This is a genomic window from Metabacillus sp. RB-C-LZQ-3-1, from assembly GCF_058315175.1.
In genome coordinates this window covers 562,343-587,223 of sequence record NZ_JBZFLI010000001.1, presented here as the reverse complement: position 1 = coordinate 587,223, position 24,881 = coordinate 562,343, and the positions used below count along the sequence as shown (strand labels likewise).

22 protein-coding genes are annotated in these 24,881 nt (G+C 34.3%); 5 read left to right on the top strand and 17 right to left on the bottom strand.

What is annotated here, in order from left to right:
* Positions 1–441 precede the first annotated feature (441 nt).
* Positions 442–1,302, bottom strand: coding sequence for a gamma-glutamylcyclotransferase family protein (locus AC4GZ8_RS03085; RefSeq protein WP_491080332.1), 861 nt, complete (start codon positions 1,300–1,302; stop codon positions 442–444).
* 339 nt (positions 1,303–1,641) lie between these two features.
* On the opposite strand from AC4GZ8_RS03085, the gene AC4GZ8_RS03080 reads away from it, so the two are divergent.
* Together AC4GZ8_RS03080 and AC4GZ8_RS03075 are read left to right on the top strand one after the other, a co-directional pair.
* Entirely contained in the window at positions 1,642–2,532 is an 891-nt protein-coding gene (locus tag AC4GZ8_RS03080; RefSeq protein ID WP_491080331.1) for an FkbM family methyltransferase, read from the top strand.
* Between the two features lie 152 nt (positions 2,533–2,684).
* Complete coding sequence (locus tag AC4GZ8_RS03075) at positions 2,685–4,196, top strand: glycine betaine uptake BCCT transporter (protein WP_491080330.1); 1,512 nt, start codon at positions 2,685–2,687, stop codon at positions 4,194–4,196.
* A 216-nt stretch (positions 4,197–4,412) separates the two neighbouring features.
* Here AC4GZ8_RS03075 and AC4GZ8_RS03070 read toward each other — a convergent pair whose 3' ends face one another.
* The 3 genes from AC4GZ8_RS03070 to AC4GZ8_RS03060 all read right to left on the bottom strand — a co-directional run bounded on the left by AC4GZ8_RS03070 (position 4,413) and on the right by AC4GZ8_RS03060 (position 8,286).
* Complete coding sequence (locus tag AC4GZ8_RS03070; protein ID WP_491080329.1) at positions 4,413–5,600, bottom strand: mandelate racemase/muconate lactonizing enzyme family protein; 1,188 nt, start codon at positions 5,598–5,600, stop codon at positions 4,413–4,415.
* A gap of 188 nt (positions 5,601–5,788) precedes the next feature.
* On the bottom strand, positions 5,789–7,135 hold the full coding sequence (locus AC4GZ8_RS03065) for a 2-hydroxycarboxylate transporter family protein (protein ID WP_491080328.1): 1,347 nt from the start codon (positions 7,133–7,135) through the stop codon (positions 5,789–5,791).
* A gap of 89 nt (positions 7,136–7,224) precedes the next feature.
* Positions 7,225–8,286, bottom strand: coding sequence for a tartrate dehydrogenase (locus tag AC4GZ8_RS03060; protein ID WP_491080327.1), 1,062 nt, complete (start codon positions 8,284–8,286; stop codon positions 7,225–7,227).
* 382 nt (positions 8,287–8,668) lie between these two features.
* On the opposite strand from AC4GZ8_RS03060, the gene AC4GZ8_RS03055 reads away from it, so the two are divergent.
* Entirely contained in the window at positions 8,669–9,289 is a 621-nt protein-coding gene (locus tag AC4GZ8_RS03055) for an NAD(P)-dependent oxidoreductase (protein WP_491080326.1), read from the top strand.
* A 268-nt stretch (positions 9,290–9,557) separates the two neighbouring features.
* Here the strand turns inward: AC4GZ8_RS03055 and AC4GZ8_RS03050 are convergent, their stop codons facing one another.
* The 6 genes from AC4GZ8_RS03050 to AC4GZ8_RS03025 form a co-directional block, all read right to left on the bottom strand.
* On the bottom strand, positions 9,558–10,091 hold the full coding sequence (locus tag AC4GZ8_RS03050; RefSeq protein WP_491080325.1) for a dihydrofolate reductase family protein: 534 nt from the start codon (positions 10,089–10,091) through the stop codon (positions 9,558–9,560).
* A 410-nt stretch (positions 10,092–10,501) separates the two neighbouring features.
* On the bottom strand, positions 10,502–11,134 hold the full coding sequence (locus AC4GZ8_RS03045) for a type 1 glutamine amidotransferase family protein (protein WP_491080324.1): 633 nt from the start codon (positions 11,132–11,134) through the stop codon (positions 10,502–10,504).
* A gap of 321 nt (positions 11,135–11,455) precedes the next feature.
* Positions 11,456–15,349, bottom strand: coding sequence for a KAP family P-loop NTPase fold protein (locus tag AC4GZ8_RS03040; RefSeq protein ID WP_491080323.1), 3,894 nt, complete (start codon positions 15,347–15,349; stop codon positions 11,456–11,458).
* 430 nt (positions 15,350–15,779) lie between these two features.
* A complete protein-coding gene (locus AC4GZ8_RS03035) occupies positions 15,780–16,355 on the bottom strand; it encodes a hypothetical protein (RefSeq protein WP_491080322.1) in 576 nt (191 codons plus the stop codon).
* A 199-nt stretch (positions 16,356–16,554) separates the two neighbouring features.
* The gene (locus tag AC4GZ8_RS03030; RefSeq protein WP_491080321.1) at positions 16,555–16,746 is read right to left on the bottom strand and encodes a hypothetical protein; all 192 of its coding nucleotides are present in this window, start codon (positions 16,744–16,746) and stop codon (positions 16,555–16,557) included.
* 182 nt (positions 16,747–16,928) lie between these two features.
* The gene (locus tag AC4GZ8_RS03025) at positions 16,929–17,774 is read right to left on the bottom strand and encodes a hypothetical protein (RefSeq protein WP_491080320.1); all 846 of its coding nucleotides are present in this window, start codon (positions 17,772–17,774) and stop codon (positions 16,929–16,931) included.
* 157 nt (positions 17,775–17,931) lie between these two features.
* Between AC4GZ8_RS03025 and AC4GZ8_RS03020 the strand changes: the two genes are divergently transcribed.
* The gene (locus tag AC4GZ8_RS03020) at positions 17,932–18,771 is read left to right on the top strand and encodes a tyrosine-type recombinase/integrase (RefSeq protein ID WP_491080319.1); all 840 of its coding nucleotides are present in this window, start codon (positions 17,932–17,934) and stop codon (positions 18,769–18,771) included.
* A gap of 166 nt (positions 18,772–18,937) precedes the next feature.
* On the opposite strand, the gene AC4GZ8_RS03015 is transcribed toward AC4GZ8_RS03020, so the two are convergent.
* The 4 genes from AC4GZ8_RS03015 to AC4GZ8_RS03000 form a co-directional block, all read right to left on the bottom strand.
* A complete protein-coding gene (locus tag AC4GZ8_RS03015; RefSeq protein WP_491080318.1) occupies positions 18,938–19,699 on the bottom strand; it encodes a VanZ family protein in 762 nt (253 codons plus the stop codon).
* Complete coding sequence (locus tag AC4GZ8_RS03010) at positions 19,663–20,022, bottom strand: PadR family transcriptional regulator (protein WP_491080317.1); 360 nt, start codon at positions 20,020–20,022, stop codon at positions 19,663–19,665. The genes AC4GZ8_RS03015 and AC4GZ8_RS03010 overlap by 37 nt, the downstream gene beginning before the upstream one ends.
* 285 nt (positions 20,023–20,307) lie before the next feature.
* Positions 20,308–20,682 (bottom strand): YciI family protein, encoded by a 375-nt coding sequence (locus tag AC4GZ8_RS03005; RefSeq protein WP_491080316.1) that lies wholly within the window; start codon positions 20,680–20,682, stop codon positions 20,308–20,310.
* A 357-nt stretch (positions 20,683–21,039) separates the two neighbouring features.
* Entirely contained in the window at positions 21,040–21,387 is a 348-nt protein-coding gene (locus tag AC4GZ8_RS03000; RefSeq protein ID WP_491080315.1) for a GNAT family N-acetyltransferase, read from the bottom strand.
* A gap of 480 nt (positions 21,388–21,867) precedes the next feature.
* On the opposite strand from AC4GZ8_RS03000, the gene AC4GZ8_RS02995 reads away from it, so the two are divergent.
* Complete coding sequence (locus AC4GZ8_RS02995; protein ID WP_491080314.1) at positions 21,868–22,317, top strand: DUF1569 domain-containing protein; 450 nt, start codon at positions 21,868–21,870, stop codon at positions 22,315–22,317.
* Between the two features lie 125 nt (positions 22,318–22,442).
* Here AC4GZ8_RS02995 and AC4GZ8_RS02990 read toward each other — a convergent pair whose 3' ends face one another.
* From AC4GZ8_RS02990 to AC4GZ8_RS02980, 3 genes are all read right to left on the bottom strand, one after another.
* Positions 22,443–22,643 carry a UPF0158 family protein gene (locus AC4GZ8_RS02990; protein WP_491080419.1) on the bottom strand — a complete coding sequence of 67 codons (201 nt, stop codon included), beginning with the start codon at positions 22,641–22,643 and terminating at the stop codon, positions 22,443–22,445.
* Positions 22,644–22,868: 225 nt separating this feature from the next.
* Complete coding sequence (locus AC4GZ8_RS02985) at positions 22,869–23,765, bottom strand: RCC1 domain-containing protein (protein ID WP_491080313.1); 897 nt, start codon at positions 23,763–23,765, stop codon at positions 22,869–22,871.
* Between the two features lie 354 nt (positions 23,766–24,119).
* Positions 24,120–24,821: a GntR family transcriptional regulator gene (locus AC4GZ8_RS02980; protein ID WP_491080312.1), complete on the bottom strand. Its 702-nt coding sequence runs from the start codon at positions 24,819–24,821 to the stop codon at positions 24,120–24,122.
* Between the last annotated feature and the right edge of the window lie 60 nt (positions 24,822–24,881).

Here is a 24,881-nt window from a genome sequence, read left to right as displayed (position 1 = left end):
AGATTGTAAAAAGTTGATTTACAAGCAAAATCAGGAAATAAACCCTATTCTTTTTAAAAACCTTTATCCTATAAAGTAACGAAACAATAGCTTTATCTACCTAATCAAAGATGAAATAATGTTATTCACATCATTCAAAAGCCTCATTTTCACTATCTGTTTTTAATGAATCATATAAATGAAGATGTCAAAACTCTATGAAAACTACTGGTCATTTGCCAAAAAATTAGAATACTGAAACGATTTTTACGAGAAATTTACAAATTTGATAAGGTAGAGCTTTAGGCTTAATGAATGCTCGATGCGAACATTGATGATTAGGTAACGAGGAAGCAATCAGTTCTAAAACAGGATGCCCGGGAGCCTCTTGCCCTTCTGATCCAGTCAACTAGCGCATCATAAATCAACAATGAGCATTAATTTCATATCGATATATATCGTTTATTCGTTAATTCCAAATTTTTCACGCAAATCCCCCACCAGTTTTTGATAGTACCTTTCACTTACAAAACCTTTTGCACCTCTAAGAATTTCTGTAACATAGTGCATAGGCGGGGCCACTTCCTCTGCTTTATCAACGACTAAAAACGTTAATACATTCAAATATGTTTTTCCATCAATCGTTAGATCGATAAAAGCTGGACGGTAAATGCGGGCATTCACACCCTCTCTCTGGTACAGGTAGGTTAAAGCTTCTTTGGAAATGTGATAGACTTTCCCCTCTGTATACTCAGCCGATTCAATAAGGTCTGCTCTGCCACCATCTTGTGCTTTTCGGGTATACGCTAAGGAATAATTCTTCGCAACACCACAGCCTGCTACTCTTTCAAACTCGTGTTTTACACCTGCTAGCTGAAACCGCTCATCATCCATGCATGACCCATAGGCAAAGTATAATAATTCCTTCTGCTGTAAGTACCGATGACACTTCCAGTCACCAAACTTCATTTCGTTTAAATCAGTAGCATTACTCGAAGAATATACATAGACATATGCTTTGATTGTATCAAAATCGGTATGAACCACCTGTGTCGTTCGTTCATATAGATTTTCCTTTCCTTTCCCTTCATAGCCTTCTAGTACATCAAGACTCTTTAATTGCTGGTCTGATACTTCATAAACCTCACCATAGACTCTATTATTCGCGCTTGCAAGCAGTGCCGGATATCCAAAGCCTGTGTCATATAAGATTCCATTTGTCCAACATTGACGACTTACACACCTTGCATTTTTTAATAAGGAGTGATTTGATTCATGCTGTCGTAATGTACCGTAAACAAATACCTTATTTACATTTTCCAACCTCACATTCTCCTTTCTACCCTTTTCTCACAAGTGGATGTAACACAACTATCCCAATTATATGTTTGGATAAGTTCAAATAGATCCTATAAAAAAGAGCACTCCTGCACCTGGTCAGAAATGCTCTATTTTATGGTTACTCTAGACTCCACATGTTTGTGAAACTTGTTGCTGACGTTATACGTTCAAAAACTTATGAAAAATATCCTTTTCGTACCGCACGAACCGTACCCCTACTCCAAAATTTAATAATATTTAATTCCAAATTTACAAAACATTAAACTTTCTTTTATATCATGAAGAGAATAGCTTAACAGTACAAATGGGGAGGATCATTTTGTGGAATTGCTGCCAAAGCCTTTATTTATGAAGTTCTTAGATAAGCATCCTAAAACATGGAAGTATTTAATTAATATTGGTCTCTTAGTCAAATATAAAACCATTAACAATCATCGAATTCCCAATAAAATTGCTTTAAGCTCTGAAAACTCGTTGTATATTAATTCTGCTGAGAATAGAGGACGAGCATTATTATTAAAAAATGGTGAAACCCAAACAAGACTTACTACCTTTTGGAAAGGTGCCGTACAAAATTTTAAACCAACCATTGTGTTAGATGTTGGAGTCAATTATGGAGAGTGTATTTTCTCTACGAATTATGAACAAGAAACGAAAATATTTGGTTTTGAAGCGAATAAGCAATTAATTCCCTTTATTAAGCGTTCTAGAGATGAGCATAAAAACAAGGAACAAATTAAGATCATCCATGCACTTGCTTCAGATCAAACAAAACCAAAACAAACCTTTTATGTTAATCGCATGTGGTCAGGTACATCTTCGGGTATAAATACCAAAATGAATAAATCGATTGAGATGCAATCAATTGATTCAATACGGGTTGACTCCATTTTTCATAAACAAGATTTACAACATGAACGAGTCTTATTTAAAGTAGATGTTGAAGGCTTTGAAGCGTTTGTATTAAATGGAATGGAGCGCCTTATAAAAGAAAGTAAGTCTTGTCTTGGTTTCATTGAATTTGATAGCCACTATATTCGAAAGTCAGGAACAGATTTGACAAGATTTTTATTATTTTTGGATCAGCATTTTACCATTTATTATTTTACGAATGAAGATAAATTAAACAAAATGGAAAAAGATATAATGGGAAATTTTCAGAAAATGTTGCGTACTAAAGATTATCATACAGATTTGGTTTTAATGAAGTAAAACGATATCACTCACCCTATTGCCTCGGGGTGGGTGATTTTTTGTTTCTGAAAGATCTTTGCTTTTGAACGAAAGATTCACTGCTTTTTACATGAAATAAGGAAAAAAGAAGATACTAAAATATGCCGTTAACATATGTGGGAGGGAATTTCATGAAACAACGCTATATCGTGTTTTACATTTCACTCATTATTCTTTCTTTGGTCGTTATTGCCGGAATTATTATTCCAAATCAATTAGAGCAGGTCACCGCTAATATTCAAGCTTTCTTTTCGGATGCGTTTGGATGGTATTATTTAATTCTTGTTACCATTGTTCTTGTCATTTGCTTATTTTTGCTCATTTCACCTATTGGGCGAATTAAGCTTGGAAATCAAGATGAAAAGCCTGAATTTTCTACTCCCACTTGGATTGCAATGTTATTTAGTGCCGGAATGGGGATAGGGCTTGTATTTTATGGAACGTCGGAACCAATTAGCCATTATGCCATTAGTTCTCCTACTGGTGAAGTTGGGACCGATCAAGCGATAAAGGATGCACTTCGATTTACTTTTTTTCATTGGGGGATTCACGCTTGGAGCATATATGCCATTGTTGCGCTATCAATTGCCTATTTTCATTTTAGACACAAGAAATTGAATTTAATAAGTGCCACTTTACAACCTATTTTTGGTGATAAGGTGAACGGCTTAACAGGAAAAGCGATTGACGTCTTTGCTGTATTGGCAACTGTTCTTGGTGTTGCTGCATCACTTGGTTTTGGGGCAGTTCAAATCAATGGTGGTTTGGCTTATCTATTTGAAACACCTAAAACGATTGGGGTCCAATTTTTGATTATCGCGATTGTTACCGTCCTATTTTTACTTTCGGCAATGACTGGATTAGGAAAAGGAATAAAAATATTAAGCAACGCAAATATGGTTTTAGCCGGTGCTTTATTTTTGCTTATGTTTCTATTCGGTCCAACTTTATTTATTCTAAATTTATTTACCGATACGATTGGCAGATATCTTCAAACCTTACCACAGATGAGCTTTAGAATTGCTCCTTTAAACGAAGATATTCGTGAATGGATTAATAGTTGGACTATTTTTTATTGGGCCTGGTGGATTGCATGGTCACCATTTGTAGGGATCTTTATTGCCAGAGTTTCGAAAGGAAGAAGTATTAGGGAATTTGTTTTTTATGTACTATTAATCCCTTCAATTGTTGTTTTTTTATGGTTCTCAGCTTTCGGAGGTTCAGCTATCGCACTTGAACATAATGGAATAGCACAAATATCAAGTTTATCTGCAGAGGAATCGTTATTTGGAGTGTTTTCGAATTATCCATTTTCTCTAGTAACATCCATAACTGCTATGATTCTTATTGGGTCGTTTTTCATTACATCTGCTGATTCAGGAACATATGTGTTGGGGATGATGACGACAAATGGGTCTCCCTCACCTGGGAATAAAGTTAAATTCACTTGGGGGATTTTACTCTCAGCAATAGCATTAGCGCTATTATACTCGGGCGGTCTTCAGGCAATACAAAATATGATGATTATCGCTGCTTTACCATTTTCAATCATTATCGCTTTGATGACCTTCAGCCTATTAAAAGCTTTACGCGCAGAAGCAAAGCAACTTGGAATTGGTCGGATTAAGAAAAATAAAGCATAAAGTCATAAGCGGCATAGAAGCTATAAATGATGTCGTTTATCTCTCTTAAAAATGTTAGAAAAAAATAACTCACCCTAATCGCTGTATAATGCTTTAGGGTGGTTATTTACTTAATGGTGGAGTACTAACATAGATCTATTGATCAAGTAAAGGTGGCAGTACTTGAGTTTCCCCTTCAATTTGTTTTGGAATCAATTTTTACCGCTGTTCAAACATCTATTGATCCACAATTGAGCCATCGATATGTAATCTAGTATTGACAATTCGACGCTCATAAGGGAATCTTTCCTCTATATCTTCAACAAGGTCAATCCCAATTCCGACCCGTTCCTCAACTTCAATAAATCCGTCCTTCACCGTGGGTAACCATGTTACCATATCACTTTGTTTAAATTTGCTTCCATCCACTGTATTAGAACTTGTAAACCTTTCTGTAGCAGAAACGGTTTCATGATCAGGCAACTCTTGAATCGCTACGTTTTCAGTTGAAATGGCAATTTGCATACACGCAGCTGTACTAACTGGACTCAATGGGTTATGTGGTACAACCTGTACACCGTGAGCTTCTGCAATCGCTGCTATTTTTTTCGCACCCGTAATTCCGCCGCATAAACAGACACTTGCACGCGCATAGGACATGGCATTTCTCGATAGCAGCATTTCAAATTCTTGAATAGTATGGATTCGTTCACCTGTTGCAATCGGAACATTCGATTTACTTGCAATTAGTCCCATTGAATCAAAATTATCTGGTGTAGTCGGATCTTCCAAGAAGAAAGGACGATATTGTTCAACAGCTTGTGCAAAGGCTATTGCTTCTCCAGGCTTCATCCGGCGATGCAACTCTAAACATAAGTCTACGTCATCTCCAACTGCATCCCGAATCATCCCAACACGTTCTACTGCCTCATTGATCATCCTGGCATATGAGAGAAAATAGGGTTTATTTCGTGGTTCATCGAGAAAAGGAGACAGATGTCCTACAGCGTTGAAGCCCATTTCCTTCGCCTTCACACAGTTAGCAACAAGTTCTTCAGTCGTCTCACCGGACACGTGGTAATAGGTTCTAACTTTGTCTCTTGTTTTTCCACCTAGCAGCATATAAGTAGGAACGTTAAACCTTTTGCCAGCAATATCCCAAAGGGCAATATCAATTGCACTAATCGCTCCCATAATCGCTGCTCCCCTAAAATGGAAGGAACGGTACATATATTGCCAATGATGCTCAATTTGTAAAGGGTCTTTACCGATTAAATAAGATTTAAACGTGTTTATCGCCTCAGCGGAAGCATCTAAAAAACCCCATGCACCCGACTCTCCTAATCCTGTTAATCCTTCATCTGTAAATACTTTGACATACAGAAAACGATTTGCTCGAATAACTTGAATATCGGTAATTTTCATTTCATTACCTCCTCTTTTTAAAAAATTGTTGTGTTTAATAAGTCCTTTGAACCTGTATAGCAACATACATGATCCCTTTATACCCTGCATAATTCGTCATGATAAAAACGATAGGAAAACACAACGGATCTTGGCTTCCCGTCATGTTTCCCCTCATTTTTCCATCATTTAATAAGTACTGGTTTTATTTACATCAGGAATGGTGCTATTATAGATAGAATAACTAACATGATTGCTCCACCAATACGTGATGAAATTTGCAAGAATGGCATTAAGCCCATTCGTTCTGCAGCACTTAAGACTGCAACGTCTCCGGAACCGCCCATGTCTGCCATCCCAATACCTGCAGCAATAGAAGATTCTACAAAATAGAAACCCACTAATAATCCCAAGAAACCAGCTGCTAACACAGCAATCACAACCGTTAATACGACCAATGTGATGTAACTTGGATTTGTCGCAATTTCGATCACGCTTTTAAAATCAACCATACCAGCACTGATTGCAACTAAGATAGCAGGTACCCATGCTTTTGTGATGAGGTCATACCAATCTTCCGCAGCTTTTTCAATATATTCAGGTAAAACGTTAAAGATTTTTAAAGCCGCTGCACCAAGAATGATGTATACGTAAGAGTGGAATATAGGGAAAATAGTCGATACAATTTTTCCGAAAGCAAAAACAGTTGTTGCAACAATGATCCCTATCATTAGACTATTGATCGAAAGGGCAATTTTTGAAGACCTACCACCACTAAGGTCAATTTTTTTCTGACCATCCTTCAATCTGATCATTTCTCCATCACCGGAGAAGTTTTTGGAACGACTCTTTCTTTTTCCTAACCCGTTAAGGGCACCAGCAGCTAGGATACAGATCATGTTCCCTACCATTACGGCAGGTGCAATTTTCGCAAGTATATCACCTGCGTCTTCACCGCTGCTCGCAGCAAATATCTCAGACATTGGAACAGCACCTGCAGCCATACCGCCCCCCATTATGGGGCCTACTACAAAGAATAATGTATTAGCAAAACCAAAACCGATTAATTCTCCAACAAGTCCTCCAATAAGTAACGTTGCAATAACACCACCCAAAAGAGGAATAAAAAAGCGACTTCCAATTTTCATGAGCATTTTTCGATCCATACTTAGGATACTACCTACAATAATCCCTGTTACGGCAAAATCAGAAAATCCTATTTCGTTGTAAAAATGGTCAGTCATTGTTCCCACACTTTCAGGGAGAACACCCCAATATAAGAATAAAGCCGGTATTAAGATACATAGAATTGGACCGCCGCCAAAAGTATTAAAGACGGGAATATGGTCACCAATCCACATTAAAAGAATCCCTAACACCATAGCTACAATTAGTCCGCCAGCCAAGTTTTGCGGAAAAGCTTCCATATAAATTCCAATTAATAATACAACGACAATGGCAAAAAAAATGGGTGCGTCGATTCCTGCCATTTTCAACCGTGATTTTGAATCGATACCGATACTTTCAACTTTAGGATCATTTTGCAGATTACTCATTGTAAACACTCCCTTCGCGGATAAGTAAGCGCTTGCATTTCGTTGGAAAAGGTGAATCTATTCATAGTCAATAGATTCAGTAGGTTATCTTATGCTTTTGCTTTCAATCGTTTAATAATCTCCTCTGTTACTTCTTTGGTGGAATGATCCCCGCCGATATCTGGAGTCATTATGCCATCAGTAGTTGTGCTTTCAACAACATCTAATAATACATGGCCAATTTCATTTTCACCGTGATGGTCTAACATCATTTTAGCCGTCCAAATTTGGCCAATTGGATTTGCAATTCCTTTACCGATAATATCTGGTGCGGATCCATGGACTGGTTCAAACATGGATGGATACTTCCCATTACAATTGATATTGCCTGCTGGTGCAATTCCGATGCTTCCCATAATCGCTGCACCAAGGTCAGTTAAAATATCGCCAAATAGATTACTAGCAACGATGACATCAAATTTATCAGGATGTGTGACAAAGAAGGCGGATAACGCATCGATATGCTGAGAATCTGTTTCAATTTCCGGGTAATTCTTGGCAACATCTTTAAATACCTCATCCCAAAATGGCATAGAATGAACAATTCCATTTGACTTTGTTGCACTGGTCACATGCTTTTTACGCTTAGCAGCTAGGTCAAAGGCATAATGCATGACACGTTCTGTTCCTTTTCTGGAAAAGATGTTGTTTTGAATGGCAATTTCATCTTCTTCACGGAAAATGCGACCGCCGACTTCACTGTATTCCCCTTCGCTATTTTCGCGAACGACAATGAGGTCAAAGTCTTTCGGGTTTACTAGTGGTGAACGAACTCCATTAAGTAGTTTTGCAGGGCGAATGTTTATTTGTTGTTCAAACTCACGGCGAAGTTTAATCAACAACCCCCATAATGATACATGGTCTGGAACGAGCTTAACATTTCCAACAGCTCCCAAAAAGATAGAATCAAAATCTTTTAATCTCTCGAGGCCATCTTCAGGCATCATTGTCCCATGCTCTAAGTAATATTCACAGCTATATGGGAAATCCGTAAACTCAAAAGATAACCCTCCATGAACTTCAGATACCGCTTTCAAAACATCGATTGCTGCAGGAACAACTTCCTTCCCAATTCCGTCTCCCGGGATGGCAGCGATCTTTAACTTTTTCATGAAATAACCTCCTTTCAAATCAATATAGTCGTTAGTCGACTGTTATAATTTTATAATCGAATAATAAGAAATATTCTGAAAACAGTCAAGTTTTATTTATTTTTCATAAGCAGAGAATGAAAAAGCTATATCCACGGAGAGTTAGTCGTTCCGATCATGTGGAGAAAATCCGAAAACACAGGTTAAATAAAATATGTTTTAGCAACGTATATAACAATGTCATTAGCACGCAGAAAAAGGTTGTGGTCAATTTATGGTGACCTCACCCTTTTTGATTTTCATGTTATTGTGCTTATTGAATGAAAGCTCCCTTTAGTTGAACAAGACAATATAATAACTTTTATAGTAAAATATTATTATTTACAAAGGGAGCCTCATTCTAATGAATATTTTAATTTTAGGTGCAACTGGACGAGTTGGAAGTCAAATCGTTACTTATGCCCTTCATGACAGACATCATGTTACTGTATTAGTTCGCACTCCAGAGAAGATTTCAATAAAGAATAAAAATTTAACCATTATTCAAGGGAATGTTTTAAATAAAGATGATATAGTGCGTGCAATGCTTGGGATTGATGTAGTTATTAGTGCACTAAATACTGATGGCACAACCACTCTATCAGAAAGTATGCCGCTTATTATCGAAGCAATGGAAAACGAAGGTATAAAACGAATCATAACTATAGGAACTGCGGGTATTCTGCAAAGTAGAACCACGCCAAGTTCTCTGCGTTATCAATCAAGTGAATCAAAGCAGAAGTCAACTCGTGCAGCGAAAGAACATCATAAAGTTTACGATATCCTCAAGCAATCAACCCTCGAATGGACGATTGTCTGTCCTACGTACTTGCCGAATGGAGAAAGGGTAGGCAAATATCGAATAGACCGTAATTTTTTGCCGGAGGGTGGAGCTGAAATATCCGTACAGGATACAGCAGAATTTACATTTAAACAGATAAAAGCAAGCGATTATATAAAATCACGTGTAGGTATCGCCTATTAATAATATTTTTTATACTTCTTTCAAATAGGATTAACCCGTTTGTTGAAAAAGCAAAGGGGATGCGGTAACAATCCGCACTCTTTAATTAAAGCGCCCTTTCAAGTATATTTAAAATATGAATTAGAGTCTAAAAATCACAAGGAATTATAAGTTAAGGAGATGTTGTAAAAATAACATCTCTTTTTTTACTAAACCACTTTAGCTCAATAAGAAAATAGCGATTATTCTTCTTGAACAATCGCACCCTTTAGTTGAAGAGTATTTGTGTTCATTTTTTTACTATGTAATGTAATTCAACAAATTGATTAAAGGTTCTAGTACCTTTTAGAAAAAGGTCTAGCTGATAATCACCTACTTTAAATAATGGAATTCCCTCCCCGATGATAGTTGGTGCAACTGTCAAAATCAGTTCATCGACTAATTTTTCTTTTAAAAACGTATGTAATAAGTCTCCACCACCAACTATCCAAATATTTTTTCCTTCTTCTTTTTTTAAGTTATGAGTAAAGTTAACAATGTCTTCATTTACAAATTTAACATCGTTCGTATCGTCTAATTGTGACCTAGAAAAAACGTAACAATCTTTATTTTGATATGGGAATTGACCTTTTTCATGTTTCATTATCCAATCATATGTTCTTTTGCCAATTAAAATTGTGTCTATCGTTTCAAAAAATTCCGAATAGCCATTATCTTCTTCACCCTCAACTTTAAATAACCAATCTAAAGAGTCTTCTTTTGTTGCGATATACCCATCCAAGCTTTGAGCAATAAATAATACTATCTTCCGTTGGTTCTTCATAATACGCCTCCTATTTACACTCTATATAAGAATATACGGTCCCTAATATTTCAGCAAAGATGCTACTTTTATTGAACTATCCTTCTTCGTACAATAAGAAAATGCTATACCTCGTTATTGAGATATCGCAACCCGTTAGTTTAAGTACAATTACTCACAATCTGCTTGTTTCCTTTTATGTTATTTTGTTACCAATACATACTGTCTCTAACCTGCCCCGTTCTACATTAAGGAGTTCAACATAAAAGGGCATTAATCCTGCTTGGATCAACACCCCCGATAGTTTACAATTATCAACAACCTCTGTTAACTTATCTAAAAACTTTGATTATGTGTAAAAATTATACTTTGACATCGTACAAAGTATGGAGATTATTTCAAAAAATAAAAATGCCATTTGATATTTTAACTCATTTATTCATTGAATTCATTAACTGGAAGAAGTATTCAGGTTTATGAGTCTTATTTAGGCTATACCAAGAATCTAATGTATCTGGTGCAAATACATCTAATTTTTTCAGTACTTCCAATGCAAATTCCAGAGGAGCTATTCCTGATGCAGTAACTAAATTCGCATCAGATACCGCAGATCCCACCTCATAGAACTTTTCTCCTTTATAGTTAGGACATACCATTTTAGTGTATTCTAAATTATTACTTGTATGCTTTCTAGTATCTAAGTATCCCATATTCGCAAGGGCCTCAATTGCACCACAAATTGCAGCAACAATAGTGCCAAGCTTTAAAGCTTGTCCAATTCTTTCCAAGATAGGTTGATGAATTTCTTCATTCCAAGTAGTCCCTCCTGGTAAAATTAAAAGATCTTTACTCTCAAGAGTACATTCATCAAGGGAAATATCTGGTTTTATGCTCAGTCCTCCCATAGTAGTAATCATTTCTTTATTAGCTCCTACTGTAATTACTTTTAAAGGTACTAAATCTTTTTTGAAATATCTTCCTGAGTTTAGTTCAGCAACTAAATATCCATATTCCCAGTCCGACATTGTATTAAATACATATAGAAAAACTTTTTTTGTTTGCATCCAATAACACTCCAATCATAAATTTTATAGTTTATTTTTTTACACATCAAAAGCAATCCCACCCAAAAGAACATATGTTCCCTTAGGTATAATTGTATACCATATTTAACCAAAAGTCTATTTCTTATTCAACTAACCTGCTTCTTTAGTTCAATGACTGATACAAAAAAGGATGATTTCCCCTTCTTTAAGGAAAGCATCCTTTAGTTGAATAACAAAATATCACTGATAATTTGTTGATTTTACTACAAACACAGAAATGACATGCGTTCAGAGTATCTATATCTACACTACCACTTTGCAATTTGTACCTTTCACATACTAGTCTGAGCTTTTTTTCGACAATATATTAGAAAATCTATTTTTCCTAAATCCTAATTTATTAATTACCAATTCAGCTTCTTCCTCAGATATAAGTTTATCTTTAATTGATTGGTCAAATTCTTTTACCAAATCAAAGTGTTTGGTTACTTCCAATATCTTTTCTTTGGCCTCCATATTTACATTTCTAAAGACTGGTACAATTTGAGATTTTATATGCTTCTTTTCATGACCAAATCGGAACTCACTAAATCCATTCAAGATTATTTCACATATTTCTATAATATAATCATCATCGTTCTCTCGGAACACATCTACAATTAAATTAGTCAAATTGCTTCTATTTAACGAGTTATGATAGTTGGTACATAATCTTAACAGTTTCATCTTAGGATATTTATCTATATTCAAATTGGAATTTAGCATTCCATCTAATAACGCAACTACACTACTTTCTTCCAATGAACCAATCAAAATACTCTTTAATGCTTCTACCTCAATATCTTTATTGAGCAGCTCGTAAAGAACCTTTTCTTTGTTTACTTGTTTTTCTAAACTAGAATAAAATTTTTGTATAACATTATGAATTGTTTTTAAATGTACTTGCAGTATTTCTTTATCTAATTTCGATGCATTAATTATTAACTTTATTACACTTTCATCTGAAATCTTTTTAAATTTAGAGAATAACTCGTTTAAAAAGCTTTCTACTTTAAGATTAAAATTATCTAATAAAAAGTTTACATATATTATAGTATTGTCATTAGATTCATTTATGTGTTTATTGCAAGATTTAACAAATTCAAATGCATTAATTTTACTTGAATCGGTGTTTGCATTGTTTATTGTATATGCGATGGATTCAACAACTCTAGATTCTGGCATATACTTACCAATATACATAAATGACTTTATTATTAATTCAACTTGTCCATGTCTTTGCAAATAATTATTTGCTGCATCTATGAAATCAAGGAAATTAGATTCATTTAGTTTTTCAGATAGTATTGTAAACAATCTAACAAAGTCATTAGCCCAAGTCACCTTTTGAGTCCATTGATTACCATTAAATATTGAAATTCCCTGTATCATAACTTGCTTTAATAGGGCATCATTTTCAGGTTCTTTTCTAAGAAGACTATATAACGTAAATACTCTATCAAATAAGGATGCATCATAGGAATGAAACGCTGCAACAGGATTAATCTTTGAAAATAATTCTGACCTTTGTGAATCAGTAAAGTATTTATTTAATCTTTCCACAAAAATATCCTTTACAGATGATTTTAATAAACCATCTAGTAAATCCTTAAATATATTCCCGAACATTTCAAAGTCAATCTTTTCATTAGAAATTATATGTTCCACCACTTTAACTATCAATTCTAGGTTATCATTCTCTTCGGAAATATGTTCTACTAAAAAGGAATCGAATTTTTCTGCAAATTCTGGATTATTCTTTATACTAAATGGTATTTCTTTAATAAGAGACATAACTTCCGTAATTTCCTGGTTATCATAAAATGTATAATCCGTTATTGAACTTACAATTTCAGAACCCGATGAGACATTCACACTCTCAAGGATTGGGTTTATCAGCCTAATTATATCTAGAACTTTACTCGTTGGAGATGAAGAAATAACTGATGGCATAATCTCTACAAATTCAGCGCTGTATCGTTCCCTGATCATAGGGGCAATTTCAATAAAAGTATCAATTTCAGATAATTGATTTTCATTAGAATTCTCTATGTCATCGGCTAATTGAATAAAAAATGATATATTAAAATAATCCCAGAAAAGGTTCTTATGTTTATGATAAAGAGTGTGTACTTTTTCATAAGGAAAAAACTTATGCTCTTCAACTTCAGATGACAAAAATAATTTTACCTTTTCACTTGCGCTTACTGGTATCTCACCTGAAGAATCTAAAAGAATGTCAAACGTTTTATACAACTCATTAATAAAGTCCTCAGTAGACATTTCTTTTCCAAGTTCCGTTTTCCATTTATTGCTTCTAGAAAAGAGTTCTTCTAGAACAAAGAGCATTGCCTTTTCTATGCCTATCTTATTTTCTGCCGATTTGTATATCGTAAGGAGATTATGAAACTCTACTTGCCAAAATCGGATTTTTGAAATGTCAATTGTGGTTAACCTATAGGAAATTGTATTTGCTAACTCTAATTTCTGTTCTTTTGAATGGTTAAACAACTGAATGCCAGCCTTAATCACAGAAGGCAGGTCTTTTACAGTAGATTGTTTTATTTCTTCAATTATAGCGTAAATAAGATTCTCACTATTTGGCTCAGCATCCAACATGGTAATAATACCTTTTTCATTACCACTAACTAAGTTTTTCCTAATCGCACGTTGCTTCTCATCTCCAGCTTTTAACCCAATTGCATCTTGAGCTAAATAGATAAATGGCGCTATGTTATCTACGCTGATATGTTGGTTTCTTATAAGGAAGTTCATTAATCCTTCATAATCAGGTTTTAGTTTATAAGTAGAATCTTTATAATTGAAGAGCATCTTAATTGAAGATTTTATATCCACTTCAATTGATTTTGTTTGATAATAACTTAGTAAATCTTCCAAGTAATTAAAATCACTTGCCACCTTCATATAAATTTCATTATAGTCTGATTGGATAACAGAAAGCTTTGCCAGGAATCTTATACCATTTTCTCCAGTTAATAATCTTTGTTCTAACTTTCTACTATCAGCTTCCCTTGAATAAGCAATTAACAAATTGTTTGTAAATGTATTTAATAGTTTTTTTACTTGTCTAGGTGTACTTACTTCAGCGTGGATGAGAATATCAATTATCTCTTCAAATTGACCATTACATAATCTAACAAGACCTTTTGCTTCTTGTTTTGCAATATTTATTGCATACTCGCTCATATCATTATCAATTATAGGAGGCAAAGGTATTCTAAAGTGAAATAGTTTATCTAAGAATAGTTCTCCATCTATATCATCTGAATTTTTTAGTTTTTCTTTTTCTATTGCTTTAATTAATATGTTCTCATCACAAGTTACTATGAATATACATTCATTAATTTCAACAAATGCTTTTATTGCATCAAGTGCAGCGACCACTTTTTTGGTACTGAGTCTGTCAAGGTCGTCTACAATAACTACTAACTTTCTAAAACTCGGATTCCTATCCTTGTACTTAGCAATAGCTTCCTTAAATAACTCTTCAAATTCATCTGCTGTTTCTACTGGCTTCACTAATTTTACATCTGCCATTTTTGTTTGCATTGAAGATTTTATAAGCTCTTGTAGCATTTTATACAAGGGTACAATAATTATTGTTACCCATATATTATCTTTAAAAGAACTAAACGTGTCTTTCGAATTTCCTAAAAAAGTATTTGTTGTAAATATAGCATTTACTAGGTCCCACACATATAAAGATATAAGTATGCTTGCAGAAGATATTAAAAATAAAATAAAAAAAAGCCATATAAGTGAAAGAAAAGCTTTTATTGCTTGAAATGGTTTTGATTGTTTGTCATCAATAGTTGCTTGTACAGATGTTTCTCTTAAGCTTTCAGCGAATAGTTTCAAATAACTTACATCTTCATTTTTATTAAAGGTTTGCCACAGATTTTTTAAGAATGCTTTTTTTAGGGAATCATTCTCGTATTTCCAAGCATTAATTTCATGAGTTACTATTTCATTTTTCCCGTGTAATTCTTCCTTTAATAAATTAATTATTGATGATTTACCTACTCCCCATTTTCCAATTAGCGCTATATTAAATGGTGGCTCATGTTCCCCTATTATTCTTTTTAAGTTTTTAACATAGTCTTCATGATGAAATGCATCTTTAGATTTGTCTATTAAAGCAGTATCTTTTATAAAATAAGTTTCCTCTTCCAAAATTCTTCAACCTCCTCACGACAATAATACCAAAAATTCAACTTAAATTTGGTAATTTTGACAAAATTTCTTATAACATCAATCAAAATAAAGAAAAACTTCTCATTATTTTGATAGTGATTAGCCAAGCTTGCTCCTCTAAACGGAAGCCGTTCACTTTTGGATTACCCGCAGGTATAAAAACACATATAAAAGAAGCCAAAAAAGCAGAGTTATTCGCATAAGAATCGCTCTGCTATTTACGGCTTGATGGGGTTATGAAATTACACCAAAATTAACATTATATATAGCAGATGAATTAGCACGAGCGTAATAAAAAATATGCTTCTGCTATTAGAAGTGCAAATAGACTTGCTTATTGAATAACTAAAAAAACGACAATTCAACCGTCGTCATTAGAATTTCTTATTGAACATAAGCACCCGTTAGCTTAATAAAAACATTTTTGTATTCTTGGAACCAACTCTTTGTAATTAATAAAAAAATCTCTTATCGGAATGACTGCAAGATATGAAGATTCGGGGATGTTAGCCAATACACATTCATCATAAATTAAACTAATGTGTAATCTCTTGAGTGGTGTTTTGCCCCTTTGCATTAACCAGTTTGTCAAATCTATATATAATGTGTGACCTGTTTCATCAATAGACCTTTCCATTGAAAAACGACCTGCAAAACTACCCCACCAAACCTGAAAGGCTTTGTAAACTTCATTAAAGCTCTTTAAATTATCCGTACTATTTTCAAACAATTTTTGATAAAATAAATCTTTATCTTCATAAAATATTTTTAAATCGTTATCACTGCTAAATATCTTTTGGAAAACTTCATTCCACAGTTCCTTATACCTTATTTCAAAGTCTTCTTTAAACACCATTTTTGTTGATAAATAAGGAAATCTTAGGTCATCTTCATTTCGATTTTGATTGAGATAAATATTTTGTATGTAAATCAAAAAGTTTAAAGTAAATGATGTGTCCGTCTCCATCTCTAATGAATTTTCCACATCTATCCCTCCCATTGATAAAGTGATTATTTCAGTAATCAAGGAATTACACAAGCATTTCTTATTCCACTAAACTGCCCCGTTAGTACAAGAAGGGCTTATGTATTTTAGATAGAAATTGCGACGTAAAATAAATGAGTCCACCCACCTTCTTGAGAGACTTAGGAAGTTTTTTGGGTAGACTTAAGGAATAAAGTCATTAATTCAAGTATTTTAGTCCAAACAGAAAATAAAGAGTTGAAGAAGCCCCAATAAAGATGAGGAAAAATAGTAATTGTTGTGATTTAGAACGATTCTTTAACCAGTTCCATCGTTTACTTTCAGTATCAAGCCAAAGGAAATCAACAATTAATGCAACAATTATTATTACTAGAAATGTAACTAATCCCATAAAATTATTTGCTCCTTTCTTGTTTAATTTCATCGTACCATAATTTGGGATTTGGAGGAGCTTGCGTCGGAGTTCGCTTAAACTCCGTCGCTGTGCTTATTCAACTATTCTGCTCCTTTAGCCCAATAAGAAAAAAGCCATCAGTTTGGCAGCTTGATCTCCAACTGCTGTACCCGTTAAGCTTAATAAAAATTTTTCTTTTTAATCAGCTTTTCACTTAACTGTTCAAAGTTTTCTACTGCATCAGGCAATGATAATTTCTTTGCTAATGTAGTTCCTTTTTGTATAGAACTTCTAGCTTTTTCAAATAAATTTGCCTTAACTTGAGCGTCCGCAAGAGTATACCAATAGAACCACGCATCCATTTTTGATATTTTATTATTATAAAATTTTTCAATAACAGGGTAGTAACTAGAGTATAGTTCTTCATCTAAATCTAATTTTTCTCCATTCCATTTTAAAACATCAACAAAATAAGTATCTGCAATGTACCTTTGCCAAACGGCTATACCAATTTTCTTATTACTTAAAATCTCCATCATATGATACGGAACTTTTGCTATCATCTTTAAAGAATTATTATTCCAATTAAAAACCTCTAGTTTATTCCCTGCTGAAGCACCTATTTTGACACCAAAGAGATACTCTTTAATACCATCACCAGTAATATCAGTAAGACCTGAATAATCTAATCCTACCCCCTGGGTTTGGGTTTCCCAACTCTTTTCCCATCTTTCATTTTCTTTTCTTAATACTATTACTCCATATTGTGAAGGATTCGGTTGTTCTTTTACTTTTATTTCAAAAGTAATAATAATCTCTTCTTGTCCATCTTGGTTAAAGTCATAAAACTGATATGGTTTAGTTAATTTAGGTTCTTCAGGACTTAACAGTATTGAATTTGGCGGTACAAACTTATTGATAATTTTCATTAAGTCTTTATTTAGTTTTCCTTCAGCGTGAGTAAGAATTGGTGAAAGATTTAAAATGACTGATGCCAATATGGTAAATAATATAATTTTTTTCATCAATAATCCCCTTCATTTAGCTAATATTAGAGATTATTGTTCCCAGATGTTACCCTGAATATCAGAAACCTTTGTTCAACTAAACTGCTTCGATAGTTGAAGGATTGCAGTACCGTATCAAATTCAATTAAATAGAATTTTTAAGGAGAGATGTATTTTGCTATTATCAAAAGCCTGGGAAATTTATGAATCTGATAAACGGATTGAAGGGTTCTCCCAACAGACTTTAAAGGCCTATAAACTTCAAGCGTTGTTGGTGATACGGTATTTTGAGGATGTAAAACTCGAAACCATTACTACTATCCAATTAAAAGAATACTTGGCAAAGTCAAGCGAAAATCTAAAGCCATCCAGTTTAGCTCACCGTATACGTTTTATAAAATCACTTTTCCGTTGGTCACACGAGGAAGGACATATTTTAAAGAATCCGGCTTCTAAATTAAAAGAACCTAAAGTAGGAAAACGAATCCCAAAATTTTTAACTGAAAGAGAGATCGAACACTTAAGGAAAGCCTGTAGTTCTCCTATGGAAAAGGCATTATTCGAATTTATGTTTTCAACAGGTTGTAGAATAGGTGAAATTGTTTCGCTAGACAAGAACAGGATCAATTGGGCAAACCGATCAGCGATAGTTCTTGGTAAAGGTGATAAAGAAAGGGAAGTATATTTTAATATTCGTTGTGAAATTTGGCTTAAACGGTACTTAGATAATCGTCAGGATAATGATCCGGCCATTTTTGTTACAGAACGGAAACCACATAGAATGAGTATTGCTCAAATGAGATACATTGTAAAGCGGATTTCTGATAGGGCAGAGATTAGTAAAGTAATTCATCCACACCAACTAAGACATAGCTTTGCAACACATTTGTTGAATAATGGAGCACCTCTTGATGTTATCCAAAGTCTACTTGGTCACCAGAAGAGCGAAACTACGAAAATTTATGCTCAATTAAGTGGTAGTCATAGACAAGAGTTGTATAGAAAATATTTTTAACCTATGTCTCAAATATCTACAAAAGCATCACTTCTAAAGAGTGTTGCTTTGTTTAACCTTATCTAGAAAATAGCCACCAATGGTGTTAAACTCTTGCACCCGTTAGTTGAAGAAAGAAAAGATGCCTTTAACCTTCTTTAACATAATAAGAAATATAGTAGGTTTCTCATTTTGAATACTGTAATTTCCGAGTAACACTTTTACAAAAAAAGAAGAACTGAATAGATAGCTTTATAATTAAGAATCCAACCACTCCACCTATGGAACGAAGTATAATATCGTCGATGTCGAGTTGACCAACTTTTAAAAGGTATTGAAGTAATTCAATTATAAGGCTTACCATTATAAAAACTGTAAATGCTTTAAATAATTGAACATTTCTAATTAGTAATGGTAAAAATATTCCTAACGGTAAAAATATTAAAATATTGCCCAATGTATTATAAAGAACAATATCAAAGTTGAAACTGTCATAATTGATTATGTAATTAGAAATATTTCTAAATGGTAAAAAGTTTGTATTTAATAAAAAGATATCTTTATCAAATACATTAATGTCAGTAAAACTATAAGGCATAAAATAAAAGCTAGGACCACCAATATTTTGGTTTATTATTAGTCGTTTTATTAGAAGTTCTAATAATAAAACATAGCTATAAAATAAAAACAAAAGCCATGTCCCATAATTCACAAATTTGTATAATGGAGATATTGAATTTTGTAATCCTTTCCTAATCTCATTTTCCTCACCAAAGGTATTGATAGCTTTTTTTATCGCTTCAGTTTCTGAGTATCCATCTTCTAAATATTCGTTTTTCAATAAGTATAAATGGTCTTTAAGTTCTTCCTCAATTTCAACTTTTTCTTCTTCACTGCATTTCAAAGTTGTAATTATGTGTTTGATGTAGGTTTCAATGCTCTTCCCCATATTAAACCCTCCGAACTTACTTTTATTAAATCATTAATTTTTTTCCATTCACCAAGTTTCTTAATAAGTTCTTTCTTACCACAATCCATAATTCGATAATACTTCCTTCTACCTCCTGTTGCTGAACTTTCCCAATAAGATTGTATCAACTCTTTTTTCTCTAATCTTTTTAATGCAGGGTATAAAGTTCCCTCACTCATATTGTATAGTTCATTGCTATTCTCTTTTAAGGTTTTAACAATTTCATATCCATACATATCTCTTTTAGACAACAGCGAAAGTAGTAAAATGTCGATACTACCTTTCATAATCTCTTTATCCATTTTACCTTCTCCTTCTGGTAACATTTTCTATTAACATTGTAATACGTGGTACATCGAATAACAAGGGTTATTTATAAAAGGTGCTATGAAGCAGTTTTTCGTCCGACCATATCTAAAACCCATAGTTTTTTCTTCAACAATCCTGCACCGTTAGTTCAATAAAAAATAGGAGTTGCAGCAACAACTCCTTGTTGAACTCTAGCACCCTATAGTTGAATAAGGTAAATGCGACTAATTGCTATTGACGTTCACACCTGATACTATAAGAAAAATGAAACTTGACCATTATTCTCTCTTCTCGAAGTAGTGGATAGGGCGGATTTCAATCCTCCAGTTAAACTGCTCACCTGCATCCAATTGTGTGGTCGGATGTAAGGAGGCCACCCTAATTGCTTCCTTAATGTCAAGTGCCTCTATGATGAACACACTGCCTATCATCTCATTTGTTTTGGCAAAAGGACCCTCAGTAACCTCAACCTTCCCGTTCATCCGCTTCAAGCATTTTACTTCTAAGTCAACACCAACATCCATAATTACTTGACCGCTCTTGTAAAATTCCTTTAGGTGGGGTTGACATTCGCTCAGGACAGTTTCGATCTCCGCCTTGGGGCTGGCATCCATTTTCTCTGGGTTGAAGTAACCCAAACACAAGTATTTCATTTTAACGTCTCCTTTTTATAGAAGCAGTTTTTGATTCCAATTGTATTCTTTACTATTAAGTAAAATTCGACTAGTCTTTATAAAATCCTTCTTGAACTATCCTGCTCCGCTAGTTTAAGTGTAACCCTTCACATTCTCCATATCATTCTAATTAATCTTCTCCAATCTAGCCTCATAACTGAAATAAGCGCCTTTACTTGTTCTGAACTGCACCTCCAATTGTAAGATTTTTGTCTAACAATTGGGGTACAGTTCAATTTAAGATAAGCGCCTGATTGCTGAAGATTATTATTAAATTTAATAGATAATGAAGATACCACTAGAATAAAAGTGTGTTTATAAAAGATTAAAAATATGTTAACCTATTTTTTTCACAAAACAAACACTATTTTCACAATCAACATACTCCCCAAAAGTAGCAATCTCATTATAGCCATTCTTCCTATATAGGTTTATTGCTTCTGGCTGTTCATTTCCAGTTTCTAAAAGGATTGTTTTAAAGCCTGAACCTTTTGCTTCTTTCTCAAGAAACTTTAATAATTTTGTGGCAATGCTCTTTTTCCTATAAATACTATCTATATAAAATCTTTTCAATTTTATGTTTTCCAAGCTCAATGGTCGTATTGCACCACAACCAACAGGTGTCTTTCCTAAGTAAGCAAGTGCAAATGTAGTTTCCTCAACTTTAGGACAACTTAAATCCAATCCAAATATGCCTTCACTTGGATAAAGTTCTAATAAATGTTCATCTAGTTTTTTAATTAGTTTTTCAAATGCTTGTTATCTGCAGTGAAAATGTTTATATAAACCTCAACACTCACAATAACGTCGCCTCCTTATGAGTTAATATGCAACCAATAAGCTATTACTACAACTTGTTTGTTATAAAAGTTGACAACTAGTTGGTTTGATTCATATGTTATTTAGTAAACTAACTTATCCATAGTGTTTTTACATTATCAAAAAAACGCGCTTTTTTCAGAAGAGTAAATTCTCATAGGTAATAAATTCGTTCTTCTTCCACCAACCTACCCTTTAACTCAAAAAGAAAAGGCTGCCACAGCAACCCTAATTTTCAACTCAAGCACCCGATCATTAAAGAAGGATAAAATATCGAGACGTTGAATTATATATTAAATAATAAAGGGCATTTTGTTAAAATCAAAAAACTAAGGGGTTATTCTAATGAATACTATATTTGAGATCACGTATACAAATGAAATATTAAAACGTATCGAAAACTTAAGTGTAAATTCACAACCGAAATGGGGAAAAATGGATGTCGCTCAAATGTTAGCTCATTGCTCATCTTTCCAGGATCTCGCAATGGGATATTCTTTCCCTCCAAGAGGTTTGTTAGGGTTAGTAGTAGGTAGATTTGCAAAACCCATTTTTTATAATGACAAGCCTTTACCTCTCAATATGTCTACTATCCCAACTATTTTAATTGCAGAGAAAAAAGATTTTGAAATAGAAAGGGAAAAACTGAAACTAAAAATTAAAACATTCCAAAAGAATGGACCAGAGGCTTGTACAGAACATCCACATCCTTTTTTCGGAAAACTTACTTCAGAACAATGGGGAAAAGGTATTTACAAGCATCTTGACCACCATTTAAAACAGTTTGGAGTTTAGTCACGGGAATATAATTATTCCTGATATCGAATAAAGAATGAATCTACTATACCTTTTTAAAGTAAGGTGCCCCGTTACTTTAAGAAAAAAGTGATTATTCTCCTATAATCACCCTTGTCTTTTTTCTATTCAATATAGTTTATTTTATTTAGCTGACACCATTCAATCGCAATTTGTTTGAAACACTCGTTACGGTATGAATACCATTGATCTTCTATTTCATCATCAATGATTTTTTCCTTACACCTTCTAAAGGCACCCTTTCCTTTAATTGCCCTTAATAAGGTTACTTGCTTCCTTTGATCACTTACGTTTAAGCAAAAAATTTTCCATTATTTCATTATCATTAACTTCATATTTAGTTTGTTTGGTATTTCAACCACATCAATTGCAGTTATTCTATTTTCCGCGAATGGATTGTCGTCTTCAGCAGCTCTCAAGTCTTCCGATTAGATCACCTTTTGATATTTTTCAACTATTGACTTGTTAGTTGAAAAAGGAATTTTCACCTTTTATGTTTAATCTTTTTTTGGATTTATTTTTACCCAAAACTAATGATTAGGCAGTTGGATGCCATGCCAGTCGCTTACATCGCATTGCCCATATTCATTATCACCCACAGCAACCACCGTGCCGTCCGATTTAAGACCGACAGTATGGGCACAGCCCGCGGCTATTGCCACAATATCGCGCCAACCACTTACATTACATTGGCCATACTCATTCCAACCCACAGCCGCCACAGTACCGTTCGATTTAAGGCCGATGGTATGTTTACTCCCCGCCGCTATCGCCACAATTCCGCGCCAGCCGCTTACATCACATTGGTCATGTTTATTCAACCCCACAGCTATCACCGTACCGTCCGATTTAAGACCGATGGTATGAAGATAACCAGCCGCGACCGCCACTATGTCGTGCCAGCCGCTTACATTGCATTGGCGATACCGATTATTACCCACAGCCGTCACCGTGCCGTCCAATTTAAGACCGATCGTATGCCAGTCACCCGCCTCAACCGCCACAATATCATGCCAGTCGATTACATTGCATTCAACTTCATTATTTCTGCCCACTGTTATTACCGTGCCATCCGATTTAAGCCCAATAGTACGACGCCACCCTGCCGCAAATGCTACAATATCGCGCCAGTCGTTCACATCGCATTGGCCATACTTATTCCACCCTACAGCCGCCACAGTACCGTCAGCTTTAAGACCGATGGTATGAACATTCCCCGTGTTCGCCGCCATATGAACATTACCAGTCGCGACCGCCTCAATACCGCGCCATTGGCTTACATCACATTGACCATATTTATTATCACCCACAGCCGTCACCGTGCCGTCAGTTTTAAGACCAACAGTATGACGACGCCCCGCTGATATGGTATCTTTAGGCCACCGTTTCACTTTTAACACGGCTTCTTTCGGTGAAATGTAATCCATGTTTTACCTCCTTGAAAACAAGATCTATTTCATTATTGAATGACTTTTGCTTGTTTTCCTAACCTGTTCGGTAGTGTAACTGCATCTTTTCACAAGCTTTTTATTTTTTAATGATAGTGGAATCAATCCATACTTTTCTCAAATAGACTCCTATAAAAATTTGATTTAGCATCCTAATTAGGACATGAAAACAGCCACAGTCACGATTGTTCATTTTGGGTGCTGTTTACTTTGCTATATCAATGAAAAAAGCATAGCAATTACTATATGAATTGGTATGCTAATTTATATCTATTTACTATATTACTCCACAAAATCGGACCTTCATACGCAATGACACCGCTTTGTAAGATGTTATGTATTTTTTTTGTTTAGTTCAATTTTAGAACCTTCATCGGTTGTTGAAAGGACTTCAAATAAATGTTCTACATCAAGCTCAAGATGTTTAATCATTTCCTGTGCGGCTAATTTTTCATCTCTTATTTTCATATAGTTAAAAATATTACGATGCTGTTTTACAATCTCTTCTGCTCTACTTTCACCTTTAAAATTTAATATTCGAAAATAGTAAATTAATCCTTTTAAATCAGCTACCTGTTTTTGAAGGCGAGTATTCCGGGTAAAGCTGATAATCAAGTTATGGAATTGCTCATTAAGCGTAATGATTGTATTGGGGTCTTCATTGGCTTGAATAGCCTGTTCTGTTTTTTCTAACAAAACTTCAATTTCCCCAAGCTCCTCATCACTAGCTGTTTGAGTGGTCAGGCTCACCGCGAAGGACTCCAAAGCTTTCCGACAAAAATAAATATCCTTAACATCTTTTGCCGTCGGCTCATACACAACCACCTTTAATTTTTCTACAACTAAAAGGCCCTCTTTTTCTAAAATTCGGATCGCCTCTCGAATTGGGCTCTTACTTACGTTAAATTCTTTTGCTAATTGCGTTTCGTTAATCCGTTCTCCGGGCTGAAACTTCCCCTCATAGATCATTTTTTTTATCATATGGTAAAACTGTTCGTAATAGGGCTGTGGTTTTTCTAATGATAAATCACCCATTATATCACCTCATTCATTGGGGTCTTGTCTACTTTTAGGTTCAAGATTCTGAAATTTTTC